General features: G+C 36.1%; 20 protein-coding genes and 1 riboswitch. Of the genes, 16 read left to right on the top strand and 4 right to left on the bottom strand.

All coding sequences use genetic code 11. The features are described 5' to 3' along the window. The first annotated feature begins 4 nt into the window (after positions 1-4). The 5 genes from MHH95_RS04200 to MHH95_RS04180 all read left to right on the top strand — a co-directional run bounded on the left by MHH95_RS04200 (position 5) and on the right by MHH95_RS04180 (position 3,610). Positions 5-793, top strand: a complete 789-nt coding sequence (locus MHH95_RS04200) for an MBL fold metallo-hydrolase (RefSeq protein ID WP_340726538.1) — start codon at positions 5-7, stop codon at positions 791-793. 137 nt (positions 794-930) lie between these two features. Then, the gene (locus MHH95_RS04195; RefSeq protein WP_340726537.1) at positions 931-2,229 is read left to right on the top strand and encodes a S1C family serine protease; all 1,299 of its coding nucleotides are present in this window, start codon (positions 931-933) and stop codon (positions 2,227-2,229) included. Positions 2,230-2,347: 118 nt separating this feature from the next. Continuing rightward, complete coding sequence (locus tag MHH95_RS04190; protein ID WP_445682990.1) at positions 2,348-2,557, top strand: CxxH/CxxC protein; 210 nt, start codon at positions 2,348-2,350, stop codon at positions 2,555-2,557. A 90-nt stretch (positions 2,558-2,647) separates the two neighbouring features. After that, complete coding sequence (gene rlmH, locus MHH95_RS04185) at positions 2,648-3,127, top strand: 23S rRNA (pseudouridine(1915)-N(3))-methyltransferase RlmH (RefSeq protein ID WP_340726536.1); 480 nt, start codon at positions 2,648-2,650, stop codon at positions 3,125-3,127. A 9-nt stretch (positions 3,128-3,136) separates the two neighbouring features. Then, positions 3,137-3,610, top strand: a complete 474-nt coding sequence (locus tag MHH95_RS04180; RefSeq protein ID WP_340726535.1) for a hypothetical protein — start codon at positions 3,137-3,139, stop codon at positions 3,608-3,610. Positions 3,611-3,713: 103 nt separating this feature from the next. Here MHH95_RS04180 and MHH95_RS04175 read toward each other — a convergent pair whose 3' ends face one another. Further along, a complete protein-coding gene (locus tag MHH95_RS04175; protein ID WP_191701192.1) occupies positions 3,714-3,860 on the bottom strand; it encodes a hypothetical protein in 147 nt (48 codons plus the stop codon). Between the two features lie 662 nt (positions 3,861-4,522). Between MHH95_RS04175 and MHH95_RS04170 the strand changes: the two genes are divergently transcribed. The 4 genes from MHH95_RS04170 (at position 4,523) to MHH95_RS04155 (ending at position 9,421) form a co-directional block, all read left to right on the top strand. Continuing rightward, positions 4,523-4,825 carry a DUF4212 domain-containing protein gene (locus MHH95_RS04170; RefSeq protein WP_340726534.1) on the top strand — a complete coding sequence of 101 codons (303 nt, stop codon included), beginning with the start codon at positions 4,523-4,525 and terminating at the stop codon, positions 4,823-4,825. Between the two features lie 17 nt (positions 4,826-4,842). Next, positions 4,843-6,516 (top strand): sodium:solute symporter family protein, encoded by a 1,674-nt coding sequence (locus MHH95_RS04165; RefSeq protein WP_340726533.1) that lies wholly within the window; start codon positions 4,843-4,845, stop codon positions 6,514-6,516. A 564-nt stretch (positions 6,517-7,080) separates the two neighbouring features. Then, on the top strand, positions 7,081-7,824 hold the full coding sequence (locus MHH95_RS04160) for a DUF4230 domain-containing protein (RefSeq protein ID WP_340726532.1): 744 nt from the start codon (positions 7,081-7,083) through the stop codon (positions 7,822-7,824). 322 nt (positions 7,825-8,146) lie between these two features. Then, entirely contained in the window at positions 8,147-9,421 is a 1,275-nt protein-coding gene (locus MHH95_RS04155) for an OFA family MFS transporter (protein ID WP_340726531.1), read from the top strand. A 62-nt stretch (positions 9,422-9,483) separates the two neighbouring features. On the opposite strand, the gene MHH95_RS04150 is transcribed toward MHH95_RS04155, so the two are convergent. After that, a complete protein-coding gene (locus tag MHH95_RS04150; protein WP_340726530.1) occupies positions 9,484-13,242 on the bottom strand; it encodes a S8 family serine peptidase in 3,759 nt (1,252 codons plus the stop codon). Between the two features lie 378 nt (positions 13,243-13,620). Beyond that, a complete protein-coding gene (locus MHH95_RS04145; RefSeq protein ID WP_340726529.1) occupies positions 13,621-15,213 on the bottom strand; it encodes a M2 family metallopeptidase in 1,593 nt (530 codons plus the stop codon). Positions 15,214-15,418: 205 nt separating this feature from the next. Beyond that, positions 15,419-15,465, top strand: a riboswitch (PreQ1 riboswitch). Positions 15,466-15,590: 125 nt separating this feature from the next. Here MHH95_RS04145 and queD point away from each other — a divergent pair. Both queD and queE read left to right on the top strand, forming a co-directional pair. Continuing rightward, entirely contained in the window at positions 15,591-16,064 is a 474-nt protein-coding gene (gene queD / locus MHH95_RS04140) for a 6-carboxytetrahydropterin synthase QueD (RefSeq protein WP_340726528.1), read from the top strand. Continuing rightward, a complete protein-coding gene (gene queE / locus MHH95_RS04135; RefSeq protein WP_340727303.1) occupies positions 16,057-16,785 on the top strand; it encodes a 7-carboxy-7-deazaguanine synthase QueE in 729 nt (242 codons plus the stop codon). The genes queD and queE overlap by 8 nt, the downstream gene beginning before the upstream one ends. A 36-nt stretch (positions 16,786-16,821) precedes the next feature. On the opposite strand, the gene MHH95_RS04130 is transcribed toward queE, so the two are convergent. Further along, positions 16,822-17,394, bottom strand: a complete 573-nt coding sequence (locus MHH95_RS04130; RefSeq protein WP_340726527.1) for a hypothetical protein — start codon at positions 17,392-17,394, stop codon at positions 16,822-16,824. 190 nt (positions 17,395-17,584) lie between these two features. Here MHH95_RS04130 and MHH95_RS04125 point away from each other — a divergent pair, with 190 nt between their 5' ends. The 5 genes from MHH95_RS04125 (at position 17,585) to MHH95_RS04105 (ending at position 22,142) form a co-directional block, all read left to right on the top strand. Then, on the top strand, positions 17,585-18,007 hold the full coding sequence (locus MHH95_RS04125) for an organic hydroperoxide resistance protein (protein WP_340726526.1): 423 nt from the start codon (positions 17,585-17,587) through the stop codon (positions 18,005-18,007). Between the two features lie 488 nt (positions 18,008-18,495). Further along, positions 18,496-19,707: a glycosyltransferase gene (locus MHH95_RS04120; RefSeq protein ID WP_340726525.1), complete on the top strand. Its 1,212-nt coding sequence runs from the start codon at positions 18,496-18,498 to the stop codon at positions 19,705-19,707. Beyond that, positions 19,673-20,410 (top strand): HAD-IIB family hydrolase, encoded by a 738-nt coding sequence (locus MHH95_RS04115; protein WP_340726524.1) that lies wholly within the window; start codon positions 19,673-19,675, stop codon positions 20,408-20,410. Before MHH95_RS04120 ends, MHH95_RS04115 begins: the two co-directional genes overlap by 35 nt. A gap of 131 nt (positions 20,411-20,541) precedes the next feature. Further along, positions 20,542-20,877 carry a CotD family spore coat protein gene (locus tag MHH95_RS04110; protein WP_340726523.1) on the top strand — a complete coding sequence of 112 codons (336 nt, stop codon included), beginning with the start codon at positions 20,542-20,544 and terminating at the stop codon, positions 20,875-20,877. Positions 20,878-21,059: 182 nt separating this feature from the next. Continuing rightward, a complete protein-coding gene (locus MHH95_RS04105; RefSeq protein ID WP_340727302.1) occupies positions 21,060-22,142 on the top strand; it encodes a type III polyketide synthase in 1,083 nt (360 codons plus the stop codon).

The following is a 22,142-nucleotide window of genomic DNA, read 5'->3' as shown; positions in this document are numbered from 1 at the left end:
AACAATGCGATTTAGCGTTTTAGCAAGTGGCAGTACAGGAAACGCAGTCTACGTAGAAAATGATGAGCATTCATTTTTGATTGATGTAGGCTTAAGCGGAAAAAAAATGGAGCAACTGTTTGCTAATATAGATCGTGATATGAAAAATTTATCAGGTATTTTAGTAACTCATGAGCATAGTGATCATATTAAAGGTCTTGGAGTTATTGCACGTAAATATAATATACCAGTATATGCAAATGCAAAAACATGGACGGCAATGGATGGTTTAGTTGGTACAATTCCAACAGATTTATGCTTCGATTTTGATATGGAAACAGTAAAAACATTTGGCAGTCTTGATATTCAATCGTTTGCCGTGTCGCATGATGCCGCGGATCCAATGTTCTATACATTCCATGATAATGGCCGTAAGCTTGTTGTCATTACAGATACGGGCTATGTAAGTGATCGGATGAAAGGATATATCTCAGCAGCAGATGCGTATGTATTTGAAAGTAATCATGACGTGAGTATGCTGCAAATGGGTAAATACCCTTGGAGCATTAAACGACGTATCTTATCTGATGTCGGCCACGTTTCAAATGAAGATGCTGCAGTAGCAATGGCAGATGTCGTAGCGGAAAAGCAGACGCAAATTTATTTAGCCCACTTAAGTAAAGACAATAATATGAAAGATTTAGCTCGTATGAGTGTCGAACAAACGTTGCAGTCTTGCGGAATTATAACGGGGGAGTATTTGCATTTACATGATACAGATGCAAACGAACCTACCAAGCTTGTGATGGTATAAATATGGGTAAAGGGATGTGTTGAAAGTCTATACTTTCAACACATCTTTTTTTTAAGGAGGTTTTAAGTAATTTTCATCTAATTTTAATGTTAAATGTGTATGCTATGAATAAGAAAAGTAATGAAAGGATGAACATCATGGGTTATTTTCCTGAAGATGAAAATGAAAAAAAGGATGGCCAAAACAACCATATTACAGAGCTTGAGGCTCGTTTAAAAAGAGAAGAGGAAGAAAGACAGCAGCGCCTAAAAAACAAAGGTAATAAAACTGGTAGTAAATTAGGCTACTTTATATCGGGAATGAGCGGTGTTGTTGTAGGTGCTTTATTATTATGGCTACTTTTACCATCTCTTGCTAATCAGTTGCCAGGTTCAAATGAAATAAACTCTATTTCAAGTGAATCATCAAACTCAACAATTAATCAAACCGCAACGGAAGTAACGACTGATGTTACGAATGCAGTAGAAAAAGTATCGAGCGCTGTAGTAGGGATAACAAATATCCAAAAAGTTGCACCAAATTTCTGGAATCAAAGTACCGGGACTGAACAAGCTGTAGGAAGTGGTTCAGGCATTGTTTATAAAGTAGAAAAGGATTTTGCTTTTATTGTTACGAATCACCACGTAGTAGAAGGTGCAGAACAAATTGAAGTAACATTGGAAGATGGCGAAAAGGTCGAAGCACAGCTTGTTGGCTCAGATATTTGGACAGACTTAGCAATTATCTCTATTCCGAGTGAAGGAATTGAAACAGTGGCGCAATTTGGTGATTCCGACGTGTTAAAACAAGGTGAAACAGTTATTGCAATCGGTAACCCATTAGGCTTAGAATTCTATGGATCGGTAACAACGGGTGTTATTTCAGGGAAGGATCGATCTGTACCAGTTGATTTAAATGAAGATGGTGTAGAGGATTGGTCGACTGAAGTATTACAAACAGATGCAGCAATTAACCAAGGGAATTCCGGCGGTGCTTTAATTAATATTGCCGGTGATTTAATAGGCATAAATTCCATGAAAATTGCGCAATCTTCAGTAGAAGGTTTAGGTTTTGCAATTCCGATTAATTCAGCAATACCTATTATTGATCAGTTAGAGAAGCATGGAGAAGTTCAACGCCCAACAATGGGTATTTCATTAGTTGATTTGACAGAGGTTCCGGCTTATTACCAGCAGCAGACATTACAATTACCTGAAGAGGTAACGAACGGTGTTGTCATTTCACAAGTTGTGCGCGGATCTGCTGCAGATAAAGCAGGTTTACAGCAATATGACGTTATTGTGGAGATGGATGGACAAAAAATCGAGAATTCAATTCAGCTACGAAAACATTTATATAATGAGAAGGCAATTGGGGATACATTGCAAATTAAAGTGTACCGTGAAGGAGAAATAGTTGAAGCACAATTGGAATTAGTAGAGAATGCACAATTATAAATTGTGGATAACTAAATATTAGAACTATTTTATGCACAATGGGTAGAGAAGAAAAAGGCTTTTCTTTTCTACCCGATTTTTGTTTGTTACAATGGATTGTGGATAACATTTAAAAATTGTGAATAAGTTTCTAGAAATTTCAGAAAAGAAAGAAGGATTAAAAATGAAAAAATATAGCTGCGAAACCCATATAGATCACGCTTTAGATATGCTGGTAGCTGAGACAGAACAATTTCCAACGATGGACTTTTTAACAGAAGATGAAAAGTTATCAACAACTTGTTCTTACTGTGAAGAGCAAGCAACATATATAGTATCAAGTAAATAACTTTACACCATATATAGGTTTTAGTTGTGGATATGTGTATAACTTTTGTGGATAACTTGTTTGTAAATGGAATGTAAAGGTGGATAAGTTGTGAATATAACAATCATTTCAGTAGGTAAACTTAAAGAAAAATATTTGAAGTTAGGTATCGAAGAATACGTGAAGCGTTTAGGCGGATATGCAAAGATTGATTTAGTAGAGGTTCCGGACGAAAAGGCACCTGAACAGTTGAGTGAAGCCGATATGGAAATTGTGAAACGTAAAGAAGGTGAGCGCATCCTAGCAAAAATTAATGAGGGTACATATGTTATTGCGCTCGCTTTAGATGGCAAAATGAAAACAAGTGAAGAAATGGCCGCTGATTTAGAATCTCTCATGACATACGGAAAAAGTAAAGTCGCCTTTGTTATTGGCGGTTCATTGGGGCTGCACACCGATGTATTAAAACGAGCAGACGAAAAGCTGTGCTTTGGAAAAATGACGTTACCTCATCAGTTAATGAAGCTCGTATTAGTAGAACAGATTTATCGTAGTTTTAGAATTATTAAGGGAGAACCGTATCATAAATAGGAGTATTAAATGGACACTCAATTTTTATATTATAAGAAATATAAATCATATGCAGTTCCAGTTGATTATGTTAATTGGGCCTTTAAAATGTTGGGAAATGAGCTTTCTTCTCCATCGCTAAATATACTGGCTTCCTTGAGAGAACCATTTAATATTTTTGAGGTGGAACGATATTTTAAAAACGCAATGTTTAAATTAAAATTGCCAGAGCCGTCGCATAAAGAAAGCGCGGAAGGTTACGTGCAATACTTAATGCAACAAATAATACTAGGTAACGGTAATGTTATAGATAGGGCATATGAAGTTTATAAAATATTACGGGAATATTGGGATTATGATGATGAAAAACTAATTGTTTGGTACAGAATAATTGAGATGATTGATGACTTTTATTATGGTGACAACGTAAATAATATTACCGAAGATTTTCTCTTAAATGTTATTGCACGAGAAGCAAATGTGCAGTTAGAGAAGGGTTACTGAGAAGTAGAAATATCGCACTTAGCAATATTAAGGAGAAGCGGATTTTTTCGATGTGAGAAAAGCTTTAGTCCAAGTTCTAAGTCGAACCGGACTAAAGCTGTTCTTATATGCCTCTGTGCTTTGTCACTTCTTGTGGAGGATTATTATGAATCACTTGGTTAAACTCTTTGGAATACTCTTCACGGTGATTAATATCTTTTTTAGGCTTTTTTCTTTTTGTAAAAGTTGTTTTACTTTTCTTAGCCATCAATCGTTCACCTCCATTTTATGAGTCAAAGCTATGCGACAGAGTCAAAATTAATTTGTTCAGAACGGTTAATTTTATGCTTGATTTTTAATGGTTTTTAAATTAAAAAAATAACTTTAATTTACTAATTAAGTACACAATAAAGAATGCTACTTGAATTGCTGGATTGGCAGCTTACCAGGTAGCGTTACTTCTCTTTTCTAGTGCATATAAGAGGAATTAAGGATAAATAATAATGCGCATTTATCATAATTAAGTGAAGTTTTTAAAAGTACCACCTAAGACGTTGATTTGTCATCGTTTTAGGTGGTTTTACTTTTTTTTATAGTTACTTAGATACTTGCCTTAAGTAATCCTTTTCTTTTTTTTGAGCAAATTGTCTAGGAGTTTTTTACTTCATATTCGTTTTATCTGGGTTATTTCCAACATATATTAGAAAACGTTGAGATTATAGGAGGTGTTTAGTTGCTGCTGTTTTTTATTTTATTTACTATTTGCTGCCTTATCTATGCACTAATAAAAAAACGTTTTATTGCACTTACCTTTCCTGTAGTTGCACTAGTTATTTTAATGATAGTCAAAGTACTGTTGGTTCCGCTTCCTTTAATGGAAACGCTTCAATTCATTTTTGATCTGAGATAAATTAATGAAGAAAGGTGGTCCGAATGAAAAAGATTGATCAAAAGGTTGCTGATGCTTATTTCCGTGAGAAAAATAGGTACATGCTCGTTTACTTTGTTATCTGGTTTCTTGTGTCTTACGTCGTCGTAGCGTTTGCAGACTCGTTGACTGAAATTCAATTTTTAGGCTTCCCATTCCATTATTTCATGGGAGCAATTGGAGCATTGTTTACTTTCATTGTTTTACTGTTTGTAAATGCGATTGTCGGTGACAAAATTGATAAAAAGTATGGGATTGATGATGAACGCAATAAAGAAATAGGCGCAAAAAATATGATAGATCACTAATGGAAGGGGGATGAATAATGGATAGTCAATTTTTAGTGTCACTGGTGATTATATTAAGTACATTCGCTTTGTATATTTGGATTGCAGTATTTAATACTGCTAAGCAAACATCTGATTTCTATGTTGCTGGCCGTGGAGTTCCTCCTATTTTTAATGGGATGGCAATCGGAGCAGACTGGATGAGTGCAGCATCCTTTATCGGAATGGCCGGAACGATCATGTTACTTGGCTATGATGGTTTAGCTTATATTATGGGATGGACTGGCGGGTATTTATTTTTAACGATATTACTTGCGCCGCAACTCCGTAAATTTGGGCGCTTTACTGTACCTGAATTTATCGGAGACCGTTTTAATAGTAAGGCAGCACTAATAATAGCGGCTATATGTACAATAATAATAAGCTTCACGTATTCCATTGGACAGCTATCAGGTTCTGGTGTAGTAATCGGACGCCTTTTTGAAATAGATGCAAAATTAGGAACAATGATCGGCGTTGTGTTAATTGCCTTTTATGCAGCATTTGGTGGGATGAAAGGTATTACTTGGACACAAGTAGCACAATACATTATTTTAATTATTGCTTACTTAGTACCAGTTATTTTTATGTCATTACAATTAACGAGTAATCCTTTACCGTGGATTTCCTATGGTGAAATTGTAACAAAAATGGGCGAACTTGACCGAGAGCTCGGAATCTCGGAATACTTTGCGCCATTTACAAATGGAACCAAATGGCAATTTTTAGCGCTTATGTTCACATTAATGTGTGGTACAGCCGGACTTCCCCATGTTATTGTCCGTTTTTATACGGTAGGGACTATGAAGGCAGCGCGTTGGTCAGGTGCATGGGCACTAGTGTTTATCGGACTTTTATATTTTAGTGCACCAGCTTATGCAGCCTTTGCACGTTTCATTTTAATGACGGAAATCGCTGGTAATAAGATTGCGGAATTACCGGCCTGGACTCAATCATGGATTGATACAGGAAAACTAGGGATAGTCGATACGAATGGTGATGGCATTCTTCAGTGGCTTGAACTTAAAATCGCTAATGACATTGTCGTAATGGCTACCCCTGAAATCGCAAATCTAGGTGTATTTGTTATTGGATTAGTAGCTGCAGGTGCAATGGCGGCTGCGTTATCTACTGCTGGTGGCTTGATGATCTCAATTTCTTCGTCGTTTGCACATGATATTTATTATCGCATCATCAATCCTCAAGCCTCTGAACAAAAACGTCTACTTGTAGGTCGTATTTCCATTGTCGTTGCAACATTACTAGCAGGAATTATTGCATTGAATCCACCTGGTGCCATTACACAAATTGTCGCATGGGCATTTGCACTTGCTACCGGTACTTTCTTCCCAGCACTTGTATTGGGCGTCTGGTGGAAACGAGCGAATGCAAAAGGAACTATGGCTGGTATGCTTGTCGGTTTAACTGTGACACTCGTTTACATTTTTAGTGCGAAGTATGGCGGATTTACGATATTAGGAATTATCGATACAGGTGCGGGTGTTTTCGGAGCAATAGCTGCCTTCGCTACTAATATCATTGTGTCACTCTCAACGCGTCCACCTTCACAAGAACTTCAGGATGCGGTTATAAACCTACGTTATCCTGAACAAATGACGTATAAAGACGGTGAAGTTTATTTAAATGACGGCTCAATGAAAGATGTAAATTAAGTGGGGGAATTATTCCACTTACAGAATGGCTAAACTAAAAAGATGCCAAAACGTTGTTAATTAGACGTTTTGGCATCTTTTTATTCCTCATTAAAGGATAGGATGGCCTCTACCTTATGGCTGAGAAAACTAGAAGCATCGTATTGTCATGCAAGTGTTCCTTTAATTAAATTACATAATTTACTTAAGTAAGATCCTTTTCTAAAGGAAACAAAAAAGGCAGCATCTCACAAGGAGATGCTGCGGTAGAATTCTTTGTTCCTGAAGAACTCTAATGGGTTTGGCACCCAATAATGCTGATTTCGCAATCTTAAATTACCATTATTCGATGTCAACAAGTATTAGTGTTTTTCTACTTATTCAATATACCATAGTTATCAGTGAAATCTTAAATAATTATGTATTCTGTGTATAAACTTGAAAACAGTAGTTTGTTTTAATGAAATGTAAGAAATGTTTCTTCTAAAATTTCGATGGTTTATATAGTATAACTTGCCAAATTTTATAATTTCCCCTACTTTAAAAATAGAAGTCTATTAAACATCATAGGGAGGGGGGAATGATATGAGTAAAAAAGACGAAGCCTTAACACAAATTGAGCGGATATTGAAGGAACTAAAAGAGGGCGAAGAAGAAAGTGCAGCTACTGCCGTTGTTGGACAAAGTAGGAGAAGTACCAATATTTCAGGAGCATTATTGAAGGTGCTATTTAAATTTTGGGGATTAAAATTTATTTTAATTGTATTGTTTCTCATCGGCCTCGTATCTGGAGGTGCTTGGTTATACTTTGGAAGTACATTTAAAAGCGAAAGTACAGTATTTGTAGAACAAGTCCAGGAATTAGCCACGCTTGCAACAGCTGAAGCCCATGTAACTGTAACTATTGAGGAAGAAGACAATAAGCTGTTCGGAAATAATATTGCAGTTAATTTGCCAGGTACAAAGAGGGAGCTGTTATTAATAGTTCCTGCTACAGTTATCGCAGGAGTAGATCTTAAAGGTATCACTTCAGACGATATAAAGGTGAATGATGATAAAAAAGAGTTAGAAATTATTCTGCCAAAGGCAACACTTATACATGATCCAGCAATCCAAATGGATCATGTTAAAACTTTCTCTGACGAAGGAATATTCCGTGGGGAAGTGAAATGGAATGAAGGATTTGACTTGGCAGCAATAGCGCAGAAAGATATTAAAGATAAGGCTATTGAAATAGGCTTATTACAATCAGCAGAAAAAAGTGCGGAGAAAGTTCTCAAAGGTTTCTTTAGCAACCTAGGCTATACGGTGAAAGTAACGTTTAAATAAAATGGTAATCTTAAAATCGAAATAACCAGTTTTTCTAACAGTCTAATGAATATCATTAGACTGTTTTTTATTTTGGAATATAATAATGCATTTAGCCTAACTTTTCTAACTTTTCTCAAAAAAATATTTTAATATAACAATTACTATTCATTTATGTGTAAAGATGTTATATAATCATTTTATTAATTTTCGTAAATAAACAATATAAAACCTAAAAATAAATATCAATAACAATATTTATTAATAAATTACGAACATAAACTATAATTTTAATTATAATGTTCGTATTTTAAGGTTAATAGGATAACGAAGGAGTTTTATTGTGGGAAAGTTTGAAAATAAGTGGATTCGTGCTGTAATTCCAGCTTTGTTGATTCACTGTAGCATCGGTACTGTTTACTGTTGGTCATTGTTTAAGGCAGATATTGCCTCTTACATTGGAAATTCTGTCGGTGAAGTGGAATGGGCATTTAGTATAGCCATTTTTGTTCTGGGAATGTCTGCGGCCTTTGGTGGAAAATTTGTTGAAAAAGATATTCATAAGTCGTCATTGCTTGCGGCAATATTTTTTGTTGTGGGGATGGCAGCAACAGGTTTCTTTATTTATCAAAAGTCGTTACTAGGTATTTATATTTCTTATGGAGTGATTATGGGAATTGGGCTTGGAATTGGGTATTTAACACCAGTAAAAACACTGATGCTTTGGTTTAAAGAGCAAAAAGGTTTAGCAACGGGTCTTGCTGTTGCCGGCTTTGGTTTAGCAAAAGTCATTGCTAGTCCGTTAATGGAAAAGTTACTTGGTGAAAGAAACAATGAAGGAATTTTAGTGAATCCAACCAATATCTATACAATGTTTTACGTTTTGGCTGGAATCTATTTAGTAATGATGGTTATTGGACACTTAATTTTAAAGAAACCATCAGGATTCGAAGAGGAAAGTATACAAATGCAAAGCTTTAGCTATAAAAAAGTATTAACGAATAAAACGTTTATCGGTATTTGGTTGATGTTCTATATTAATATTACATGTGGCTTAGCATTAATTTCACAAGAAAAAGGGATATTAGCATTCATTGGATTTGGAGCAATTGGTTTAGTTAGTTCATTAACAGCTATTTTTAATGCAGGTGGGCGAATTGCATTTTCTGCATGGGGGGATCGTTTAAAAGATCGTAACTCCATATATAAAATTATATTCATTTCTTCCATTGTCATAATTTTATGTACGGTTGTGTTTGATGGCATTAATAATTCTATGGCAATTCTTATTATTGCTTTACTTTGTATCGTAAATGCAGGTTACGGCGGTGGGTTCTCTTCTTTACCACCACTGTTATCCGACCGCTTTGGTTTAGACAGTATTTCAACTGTGCATGGCTTAGCTTTATCAGCTTGGGCATTTGCAGGATTGTCAGGGAACCAGTTAAGTGCATTTATTCTGGAAAAGACACAATCCTATGACATGGTATTATATGTAATTATGGCTTTGTTCACGCTTGCGACTTTAATTAGTATTTTCGTTGTGAAGCCTGAAAAAGTAAACTTGGAAAATGATGAGTTTAATAAGAAAGAAGAAATAGTAGTAGGTTTAAGATAAATATAAAAGTAAAAAGAGAAATTGCACTGTGCAATTTCTCTTTTTGTTTAACTAAAATTTAATTATAGCTCAGACTCGGTAACTTCATTATTGTGCTTAGGACCATTGCCGTTACCATTGCCGTTACCATTGCCGTTACCATTGCCGTTACCGTTACCGTTGCCGTTGCCGTTACCGTTGCCGTTACCGTTGCCATTGCCATTGCCATTACCAGGCTTAACAACAGTAACATCGAACGTCAGTGTATGTTCACCATAAGTTACTGTAACAGATGTAGTACCTTGGCCTTTACCTTTTACAGTACCGGCTTTTACAGTAGCAATCTTGTCATTTTGAACTTTGTAATTCGCTAGCTTTGTAACATCTTTTTCTGTTGTTGCACCGTTTAAAGTAGTTACTTCAGTAATCGTAACGTTTACTTCTTTACCGATGCTCGTCTCAACGTTAGTTTGGTTGATTTCCAGTGTTACGACTGGTACCTCTACAACAGGTGCTGTAACTGTAACATTTACAGTTACTTCGTTTTCACCGTATGCAACAGTAATTGTTGTTGTACCTTCTCCTACTGCAGTTACTAATCCATCGACTACTGTTGCTACATTTTCATCTGCAATAACATAAGTAGCTTTTGAGGTTACATCTTCTTCTGTTGCATCACCTTCAGCAGGTGTTGATGTTTCTGTTACTGCAAGCTGTGCCGTTTCGCCAGCTGTTAAGCTTAGTTCAGTAGGGTTAACAGAAAGTGTTTTTACCGGTTCAACGATTTCATTTTCAAAGATAATCGCTTCGCCAACATTTCCCGCAGCATCATTAATTACCACTGTTACAGCGTTCGTTTCTGCTGTTACCGGGAATGTGAAGCTACCGTCTTGATTTAAGTTGAAAGCAACCGGAGCTTGTACTTCACTATTTACAGTCGCAACATATGAAGCTTTTAATTTATCATTTAAATTGTAATCTAAACCGTATAAATATAACTCTTCATTATAGTCAATATACTTATCTGTTACTTGTCCTGTAACGATACCTTCAGCTACTGTACCTGTAATTTCCGGTTTAGTTGTTTTCACGACAATTGGTCCAACATAATCCGAAACTACTCCTGTAGCGGCAAGACCTGTGAAATCAATTGTATATAGACCATCTGGAATCGTTGTTGCAGGTGCACTGCCCCATGGCTTATACTGACCGCCAACATTCAGTGTATATGAACCTTTTCCAAGTGAAGTACCTGAATGAAGATAACCAATATACCCATCTCCATATTCTCCGCCTTCCGGATTCATAATATCCCAAAGCTCAATATAGTTCGTTGTTACATCTCCAGTTAATGTGAATGAAAGTACCGCTGAGTCTTTCACACCATCACCGTTAAATGATAAGTCTGTTTCCGTAATTTTAAAATCTTTAATTTCTGTTGTTGCTGCACTACCGAAGTCAGCCGCGAATGGCAATGAAGCTTCTGTAGCGCCACCGTTAATGTGGATAAAACCTAAGATTTCAGAGCCATTTGGTGCCACAGCTTGAGAAGCAGTTAAGGTAATATTTAAAAGCTGCTCACCAGCTAAATTAAATGTCGGCTGATCTACTGTAATCGTTGCATCACCGAAAGTTTTCGTTACATCAACGGAAACATTATAATTACCGCCATTACCTTTAATATCTTTTACTAAAACTTGTTTCGTTACAGAAATATTGCCATCTTTTAGTGATTGAGGACCGAAAGTAACAGTACCTTTCAGATTTTCAACAACAGCACCTGTACCATCTAAAATAGCTTCATCAAGTGCATATGCAAGAATTTCTGGATGAGCCGCTGCATAAGCATTTACACGCCCCGCACCTTGAGAAAACACATCATATTTTGCTTTATCTAATACTTTTGCTGTATTGGAAAGTGCTACTTTTACATCAAAAGCGCTCCAATTCGGATTTGCTTGCTTCACTAATGCAGCAATACCTGCAATGTGCGGTGTTGCCATAGAAGTTCCTGTTTTACGAGCATAAGCTTCCGTATAATCTGCATCAGGGAAGTCTGCTTTGTACATAGGAATTGTTGACATAATATTTGTTCCAGGCGCCGTTACATCTGGTTTAATGTCAAAGTTTGGAGTAGATGGCCCACGGGAACTTGAAGAGTTTACATCATCTCCAGCTGTCGTTGTGGAAGCAAATTTTCCAAAGCTTACTTTTCCAATTCCGCCAGCTAATGCAGCGCGGATTGCAGCACCATCCGTTACGGACATATCAAATGTTGGAAGGAACTCAAATGAATCCCCAAGGAAAGTTCCTGAAATGTCTGGTGCATTCGATCCACCGGCAAAGTTATGAATAATTGTTGCAACGGCACCATTGGCCTTTGCATTTGCAATTTTATCAACGAATGCAATATTGCCTCGAGAAATTAAGGCTACTTTACCTTCTACATCAATTCCTTCAAAATCTTTTACTTCTCCGTTTCCTGGAATCGCAACTAGGTCGAATTCACCTTGAAGCTGTGTTGCTAAATCTTTGCCAAAAGTTGTTCCCATTAATGGAAGCTGTTTTGTTAAGTTGTAATCACCAACTGTGATATTAACTTCTCCGTTATACATTTTTTCTGGATTTGTTGTGTTACCAACAGCAATCCCTAAACGAGCAGTTGCTGGTGTTCCCATTGTCCCACGATTTGGACCAGAGTTACCTGTTGCAATGACTCCGATTGTTCCCGCTATCATTGCGTTGTTAATCGCGAATGAACCAGCATCGGTTTCAGAGTTAGCTCCGCCACCAAGTGAAAGATTGATAATATCCATTTCTTCTAAAACGGCCGTTTCGATAGCTTTTACAATACCTGATGTAGCACCACTACCATATGCTCCAAGAACTCGATAAGCATAAAGGTCTATTTTTGGAGCAATTCCTTTGATGCCAAATTCGTTAGCTCCGATTGCTGCGATTGTCCCAGCAACATGTGTACCGTGAGAAGTATAGAATGAGCTACCGTTTGCATTAAATTCAGGTGTCCCAGCTGGGCGCTCTGAAGGTAAAGTTTCCGACGCATCGTCATCTGCACGAGGTTTATTGTAAGTTGAAGAGTGAGGAATAAAGTTTTTACCACCTTTATAAATTCCGGCAAATTCCGGGTGATCTGCATCAATACCCGTATCTAGTACTGCTACTTTAACTCCTTGTCCTTCAATACCTTCGTTCCATAGCTGTTCGATGCCAAGGAAGGAATTACTTGTATTCATATAAGCTTCTAATGTTTCTTCCTTAATAAGCTCCGATGATTTCATGTTTTGATCTTCTGATGCATAAACCGTCGCATCAGGCTCAATCAGTGTGATTCCGTCTACTGAAAGCAGTTTCGGAAGATCATTTGCTTTAATAGTTGCTGCGAAACCGTTTAAAACCGTATCAAACGTATACCCTTGAGTCATCTGTACGTTTTTGACAGCTAACTCTTTTTTTACTTTTGCTTGCTGGGCTTTTACATTTGAACGAACTTCATTTGCTCTAGCATTGGAGAATTTTTTGCCTTTAACTTGGCTCATCCCTTGCTCTAGTGCAACAGGCTTTTCAGATAAATGAACAATAACTGCAATATCCTGATTGCCCGATACATTTTGTAAGCTTTCGTGAAGAGTTGGACCATCTTTAGACAAGCTTAGCTGTTCAGCAATAGCCGCCTTTAGTTGAATCGTGCTTTCACTTTGATTATTCTGCTTGAATGATTTTAGTTCTTCAGCATTCACACTCGAGAATGGCAACAATAAAGAAAGCACCATAACGAAGGCTAGAACACTACTAAAGAACTTCGTAAACTTAAACTTACTCAAATCTCATTTCCCCTTCACCTTTAATTTTCATACTTTTCAGTTTAGTATGACATTTCCAATTTATCACAGGTAAACCAATTCGAATATCGAAATTTTTAAATATTCTAAAATATTGATAATTAGTATCAGATATTCAAAAATATGTTAAATCTATCTACCTATGAAATTAATGAAAAAGTAGAACTTTTTGCATTAAATAAGAATATCTTCACCTAAGTAAAGTAGAGAATAAGTTTAGAAAAATCATAAAGAACGATTAAATTATTTTTTTAAAATAATAATAAGGTTCGCTTTATACTTTAAAACTTCAAATTATTTCATTAGAAATAGAAAAAGGATAGTTTAGACCATATAGTCCCAACTACCCTTTTTCACTTATTAACTTTTTATTTGTGTTTTACAATAAATCTCTACAAAGTGAGAGGGGTTTAAACTTTCCCCCGTTATATTACGTATTTTATCATTCCAGTTATAGAGTGCGGCTGGTTTAAAAAATTGATTGATAAGAACTTCCCCCGTTTCTTTTGTGAAAAATTCCGGAGATACCTCTGTTTCGATATGACGAAGTAGCTGTGCAGCCATTAATTCCCCTAGAAGATAGTTGTGGTAATAAACTGGTGCAAGTGAAAAGTGAATCTTTGCTGCCCAATCTGGATTATCTGTTGAATCCGGGGGTGTGACAAGCTGAATTTTATGGACAATTTTCCACCATAAAGCGTTTAAATTCTGATCAGGATTTTCATATAGTTCTCTTTCAAAAAGAACAAAGGTCACAATCCATCTTACGGCGATTAGCATTTGTAACTGCAGAAACTTTTCTAGTTCAGGAGAGAGCGCATTTACAGTTTCTTCATCTACTTGTAGGAATCGTTTTAACCAGCGGGGATCTTTTCCCATTTTCCCGAATAGCATCGCAATCGACTCTGTTGTTAAAATATGACTTTCAGAGCGTAATAGGAATGGGAGGTTAGAGTCTATATACTTATAATAAGCTGCATGGCCGAATTCATGAAGGTTTGTTTCCATCCAATACGTATCCGCCACTATGCTACAAAGGACACGAATGTCGCCTTCACGGTTCATATCTATACAAAAAGCAGTTGGATTTTTATTATCACCAGGGAATAAATCGCTTTTTGCATATAAGTCGTTAATTTCGATACCCATTGATTTGAACGTATCGGTAGTAAGTTCTAAAATATCTTTCCCATTATAGAAAGAGTCTGTGTTTGTTAACTCAGATGGAGGTGCTTCTTGGAAAAAGGGGTCAATATAATGCCATGGCCGTATATCCTCTGGCGTAATACCAAATTTAACTGACAATTGTTCATCAAGCTCTCTTTTCATCGAGCGGTAAGCTTCATCTGATTGAAGAATGAGGTCGTTAAAAATAGCAAATACCTCATCGCGGTCAAGTTCTTGAAGAGCAAAGCTCATGTGATGATGATTCTCATAACCGAGCATTTGCGCAGCTTCATTGCGTTTTTTTACGAGCTCAAGCAACCCTTTTTCCACAACTTTTCCAACTTCTTTACTAGCAAACCATACTTTTTTGCGTAATTCCTGGTCATCGCTATACATTAATATTTCCCGAATTTCGTTCGCAGAATACGTTTTCCCATCCACCTCAGGGGAGTAAGTGTTAAATAATAAATTTAATTCAGAACTTCTTTTTGATATATCAGCAATTACTTCTTCGGGAAGTTGGTTGGCTTCCATTCCATATAATAAAAGTTGAAGCTGACGTTTTTCAGTCTCCGTAATATTTTCCATTGCTAAAAATTGCTTTGTTTTCTCATAGGTATCTTTTGAAGAGAATAAAAGATTGTATTGTGTGTCAGCTTCACTCAATTTATCTGCCCACATAGGGTCTCCGGTTGTTTGAGCCATCCATGCTGCTTCAGTCGCAGCATTGTGCAATACTTGCATTTGATTATTGAAATCATTTAGAAAAGTTTGTAATGTCTCCATAAATCGCTACCTTCCTCAATAAAGTATCCTGCAATTTTTACAATATTAATAATTCGGTAAAGATATGCTAACACCTTTAAAAATTGAATAAATTATTGGAAAGTATTGTTTGAAAATACAATTTAATGTTTTTTATGGAATAATAAATTTGAAATTTCCTAATACTTTATATAGAATGTCCTTATAAAAGAATGCCCGGAATTGAACGGGAGAGGTTCATAGCTTATACCCTCTATAAAAAACTATGGAAACATGACAACTTGCCATGTCCATAAAGGACGTGGCTTTTTCTGTTTTTACATATGTTTTAATAGAATGAATCATAGTGCCTCTCTTGAAATGTGTCGGGAAGATTTTCAGGGAGGAGTTTTTAATACATGACTAATTTTAGAATTGTTGAAAAGCTACAAAAAATTGATGAAGATATCCAGAGTAATCAATTAAAATATCATTCAAAACGTGTTCTCATTAGCAAAGAATTTACGTTTGATGCAGCTCATCATTTACACAACTATGAGGGCAAATGTAAAAACTTACACGGTCATACGTATCGTGCAGTCTTAGGATTGAGTGGTTATACCGATGAACGAGGAATTGTAATTGATTTTGGTGACATCAAGGAGATTTGGAAACAAAAAATAGAGATTTATTTAGATCATCACTATTTAAATGAGACTTTGCCACCGATGAATACGACTGCAGAAAATATTGTCGTCTGGATTTTTGAAAAGTTGAATGAAGCCTTGCTTGATGAACATCGATTTCAAGGGGCACGAGTAGAATTTATTAAGCTATATGAAACTCCAACAAGCTATGCTGAAGCAAGAAGGGAGTGGATGGAAATTGAGTAAAGTCCCGGTTTTAGAGATTTTTGGTCCGACGATACAAGGAGAAGGAATGGTGGTTGGTCAGAAGACTATGTTTGTACGCACAGCTGGCTGTGATTATTCTTGTTCTTGGTGTGACTCATCTTTTACATGGGACGGCAGTGGCAAACACCTTATTGTTCAAATGACAGCAGAAGAGATTTGGTCAGAGTTAAAACACCTTGGGGGAAACGGCTTTTCATTTGTCACAATTTCAGGAGGAAATCCTGCACTTCTGCGTAATTTGGAATCGCTTGTTAAAGTTTTAAAAGAGAATAACATAAAGATTGGCGTTGAGACACAGGGAAGTAAGTGGCAAGATTGGTTGTATGAAGTAGATGAATTAACAATTTCACCTAAGCCCCCTAGTTCCAACATGGTGACCGACTTTTCTATGCTTTCTTATATTTTGGAAAAGCTTAGAGATAAAAACAGCAATCAGAGTATCTCTCTTAAAATTGTGGTCTTTAATGAAGAAGATTATGCCTATGCTAAACAAGTACACCTTCAATTTCCGAATACTCCTTTTTATCTTCAAGTTGGAAATGATGATATTACATCTAATAATACATCAGGATTGGTTGAGCATTTATTGGAAAAATACGAACAGTTAATCGATAAAGTAATGATGGATACAGAATTAAAAAATGTGAAGGTATTACCCCAGCTGCATACCCTTATCTGGGGAAATAAAAGAGGTGTTTAGCAAGAGAAGAGCTCGGTCATACCGGCTCTTCTTTTGCTATTTTTCTTGTTTTTTACTTTCCTCATATTTCTTCATATACTCTTGATATTCTTTCTCTACATCTGAAGTTGCTGGAAGAAAGGGTTCGTTACTCGAATCGATACGTTTCCCATACCTAATCATTTGATAAATAATCATACCGTTATTAGGCTTGCCGTTAAACGTAACCATTGGGACTATATCAAACAGTACATAATAAAAGGCATAAAAAACAAAACGATCCCAAAATGTTTTGTATTCTTCTGCCCAGCCATTGGCAATTAAAAAGTTGATTGTAAGACCTAAGAAGAGATTAATTAGAATAGGGCCTGAATAAATACAAATATAGGAAAACTTGCTTTCATATTTCAACTCATCATACGAAAACCAACTATAAATATGATAGTTTTTACGAATATCAAACATCCCAAGTTTCATAAATCTTGGTCCAGATCCGATTGTTAATCTTGGTTCTTTTACACCAAAAAGCCAACTTACAATTATATAGCCCATTTCCCGAAGAAATACAACAACAGGCAATATAATAAATGCAGAAATGATAAGTGAGATAAGGTCAGATATTCCGAACATAATATTCTATACCCTCCCCATAAATACTTATATGTTGTTACCCCTCACTAATTATCCAAAACATAAGCAAGCGCTCTCTTTCATCACTCCTGATTCAACAATCCATAAATAAAAGAAATAATAAATGCATAAAAAAAGAAAAAGAGGGTAGAGATACGTTGTAATCAAAATGGAGAGGTGTTGAAGTGTAATGACTGAAAAATTATTTACTTCTACTGCAACAGCATCTGGGGGTAGGGAAGGGAAAGTACAATCTGAAGATGGAGTAATCCATTTCGATACAGCAATGCCAGGTACGCCACGCGCAAAGAAGATTGAAAATGCAACAAATCCGGAACAATTATTTGCAGCTGGGTATGCCGCTTGTTTTGATAGTGCTCTCCAATCAACAGCAAGTAAAGCCCGTATCAAGTTTACCTCTGAAGTGACAGCTAATGTTAGTCTGTTAAAGGACGAACAGGATCAAGGTTTTAAACTTGGCGTTGTTTTACAAGTTAAAGGGACAGGTATTGAGCGTGAAAAATTAGAAGAGCTTGTGTATAAAGCACATGAAGTATGTCCTTATTCAAAAGCCACTAGAAAGAATATCGAGGTAACGCTGGAAGTTATTTAAATAGCTAGCTATTCTGTAGGTGCAATGCTCAGAATAGCTTTTTTTAATTCTAAAATTCTTTTACACTTCTTAAAAAATATTCTTTAAATAATTGTTCTTCTTAACCTATTACTTAAAAGGATTTTAAGATAATAAATACGCTTTTAGTACTTTTATGTGAATATTTAGTTTAATGATAAGTGATTTAGGGAATAGAATAAGCGACTCTAAATTTCTGACAAATGTTCCTAATAAATAGAGGGGCGCTTTTTTAGGTGTGGAAAAGTTGATTAAACATAAAACCATATTCTATTAGAGTACTTGCTAGATAGAGTTAGGATACTTTTGTACAAAAGTAGGAATCAAGCGAAGCTTAAAGAATTGAAAATCAGCCTAGCTAAAAACAGTATTCTTATGGAAGTAACCGTCATTTCATTGAATAACAGCAAGACGGCAGTAAAGTATTACAGCTCAGATTTGCTGCTTAAGAACGAAAGGATGCGATTCATTTGAAGCAAAAAATACTATTTATTTCTGATCATGGCGATCCTTTAATTCCGCTTGGAAGTAAACAGGCAGGCGGACAGAATAATTATGTGAAACATTTAGCATTGCAGCTTGATGAACTTGGGTACAGTGTAGATATTGTTACCCATTGGAGCAATGAACAAAAGCCGGCTGTTGAACAGCTGGGAGAGCGTAGTAAAGTCTACAGATTTGCTGGAGGTCAAAAAGGCTTTGTTGATAAGCAGCAGATGTTTGCTATTCTGCCTAGTATTTATGAAGAAATGAAAGAGACATTAGATCTAAGCAGCTATGACGTTGTTCATACTCATTACTGGTTATCCGGTGTACTCGCATATTATCTTCAAAAAGAATATTCTTTCTACTGGTGCCACACAAATCATTCACTTGCAATTGCAAAAGAGCAAGGTACAGGATTTATTGATCAAAAGCGCAAGCATTTTGAAAAGATAATTATGCAAAAAGCCGATGTTGTCCTCGCTACAACTCCAAACGAGAAAAAACAAATTGAAGTCTTCACAAAACATGTAAGCGAAGTATCTGTTGTGCCGGTGGGAGTATCACCGGTTTATTTAGCGGCATCAGAAGATACGAAACAATTTACATTTCCATATTATTTTTATGCGGGGCGACTTGAAACATCAAAAGGAATTTTTGATCTTTTAAATGCATTCCGACATATGTTAAAAAAGAACGATGTACCAGATAATGTGAAGCTACTTATTGCAGGGGGCTGTCCAGAATCGGTTGATTTAAAGAATTTTAGTCCAAAAAGCGAAAAGCTAAAAGAAGCAATAAAAGGGATGGAAGACCGCGTACTATTCCTCGGCCCAAAAACCGAGAAACAGTTAAAAAGTCTTTATGCAGGTGCATTAGTTACGATTATGCCGTCTCATTATGAATCTTTTGGTATGGTAGCAGCAGAAGCTCAGGCATGTGGCTGTCCGGTAATTGCGACACATGTGGGTGGATTAAAAGACGTTGTTAAATCAGGCGTAACAGGATTCCATATTCCAAAAGCCAATATGCAAAAGTTAAGTGAAAGCATGGTCTATTTCTTAAAGAATTCTCAACAGATATTAAAAATGCGTCGAGATGCTAAGGAATATGCAAAAAGAGAATTTAACTGGACTCTTATTTCCCGTAAAGTGAAGGAGCTGTATGAACGTAAAAATGCCTACGTATCCTTACCTTAAACCTCATATTTTAGCTACAGATTTAGATAATACAATTGTTAGTGAAAAGGTGCCCCACAAAGAGCTGTGGGAAACGTTAGCACTAGAAAATACATCTCTTATATATATTACAGGAAGATATAAACAGTCGGCGATTGATTTAATTGAGCGCGAACAACTGCCAAAGCCAGATATTTTAGTGTGTGATGTTGGGGCTTCTATTTATGTTGGACCAACATATGAACTTGATGAGGAGTGGGCCCGCAATATTAAGCAAAATGACTTTGAACAGGTTAAAACAATAGCCACTTCTATTGGAATTGCACAACAGCCTATAAATACACATTGGCGTCTTGCTTATTTTGCAGAGAGTAAGCAAGTTCAAATACTTAAAAAATCCGTCCAACAGCTTAATTTGGCAGTGGATATTGTATTTAGCAGTGACAAAGATGTAGATATACTACCTGCTAATATTAATAAAGGGTCTGCCCTCACATATATACTTAATAAGTGTCAATATAAAGGAAAGGTTGTTGTGGCTGGTGATTCTGAAAATGACCTCAGCTTATTCAAACTCGGCTATCCAGCCATTGCAGTGGGAAATGCTTGCGAGGCTATTTTAAAGCTACCAGAATCACAGCATATCCATTTTGCTACTGAACATGCAGCAGCTGGCGTTAAGGAAGTATGGACTAAAATTTACGGTCCATTATCTGTAGATTAAACATTAGACGACAAGCATTTAAGTATCTCCCATTAAAAAATTCTTTTGAACTATAGGCAATTAAATAGGTACCAATGGAATCCTTTCATACGTTAGTAAAGAAACATCAACATTATGGAAGGAGGATATAATTGGTTAATAGAAACTGGTTTGAATCATTTGATGAGGAAAGAGTTCAAGCGTTTCAAAATTATGGGCAAGAATTACCGGTCCAAACAGCGCCAACACAATTTGGATCACCACAAATGTCACCTACAAGACAATATGTTCAAAGAAATGTAACGAATATGGTGGTACCACATGTTCATCCATCTCATTTAACAACGGTTAACCAACAATACATTAATAATCAACATTATTTCCCACATACAGAATCCGTAAGACATGAATGCTATGAAACACATACAATGTGTGGAACGCCATTTAGACCGGGTGGCTGCGGTTGTTCAAAACGCAGAGGTTGGTAATAATATTTACTTCAAGAGTGAATGTCGTATAAACATTTGATGCTTATTATAAAACATATAATAGCACCGTCCGAAGGGATAGTGCTATTATTTTCAGTTTTATAAATTCCACCATATTCTGTATATTTTTTTAAATTTATAAATACATTGAAAGAAAATAACTCATATAAGGAGAAATTATTATTCCAAAAATCGCTTCAGTTAGTTCATATAAACCGCCATTCACGTTAGCTCAATCTAATATTGAGCAACTAACGAAAGAGCTTTTTCAACATAAGATTTCAAGACTAGATCGATTATTAAAGGTTTTTGAAAATGGTGAAATAAAGACACGTAATTTCTGTGTTCCACCAGATTGGTATCGAGAAGAACATACTTTTGAAGAACGTAATGAGCTTTATATTCAGTTAGCTACAGAATATAGTGTGGAAGTAATTAAGAAATGTTTAACAAATCGATCGTTTTTAAAAGAGGATATCTCTACTGAAGATATCGATGCCATATTCTTTATTAGTAGTACAGGCATTTCTACGCCAAGTATAGAGGCACGAGTAATGAATATCCTCCCTTTTTCAAATCAGCTTGTTAGAATCCCAATATGGGGATTAGGTTGTGCTGGTGGAGCATCTGGGATTAGTAGAGCGTTTGATTACTGCAAAGCTTATCCAGATGCAAAAGTGCTCGTAGTTTGTGTGGAACTATGCAGTCTCACATTCCAAAAGGAAGACTATTCAAAAAGTAATTTAGTAGGAGCATCGTTATTTGCAGATGGTGCTGCTTGTGCTCTCGTAGGTGGGGATAATGTAGAGTTTGGACAGGATATATCAGTCCCTCATATTATTGGACGAGGTTCCAAATGGATGCCGGATTCTGAAGATGTAATGGGTTGGGATGTTAAAAATAGTGGGTTACATGTAGTATTTTCCAAAAACATACCCGTTATTATTTCAAAATGGCTAGGTCCGTTTATTCATGAGTTTTTAAATAATCATGATGTATTACCTGAACAAATTGTTAATTTTGTTGCACATCCTGGTGGGAAAAAAGTTTTGCAAGCATATGAAGAAGCGCTTCAGCTCACATCAGCGCATACAAATGTTTCACGTGAAATATTACAGGCAAATGGAAACATGTCATCACCAACGGTACTTTATGTGTTAGAGGAATATATGCTAAAGAAAAATAAGCAAAACACACTGGGTCTCTTAGTAGCTCTAGGTCCTGGCTTTAGTGGAGAAGTAGTTTTATTAGAATGGAGGGAGTAA

This window comes from Solibacillus sp. FSL K6-4121 (assembly GCF_038002585.1).
Taxonomy (GTDB): Bacteria; Bacillota; Bacilli; order Bacillales_A; family Planococcaceae; genus Solibacillus; species Solibacillus faecavium.
The sequence above is the reverse complement of the archived record's forward strand: the minus strand, read 5'-3'. Positions and strand labels throughout refer to the sequence as shown.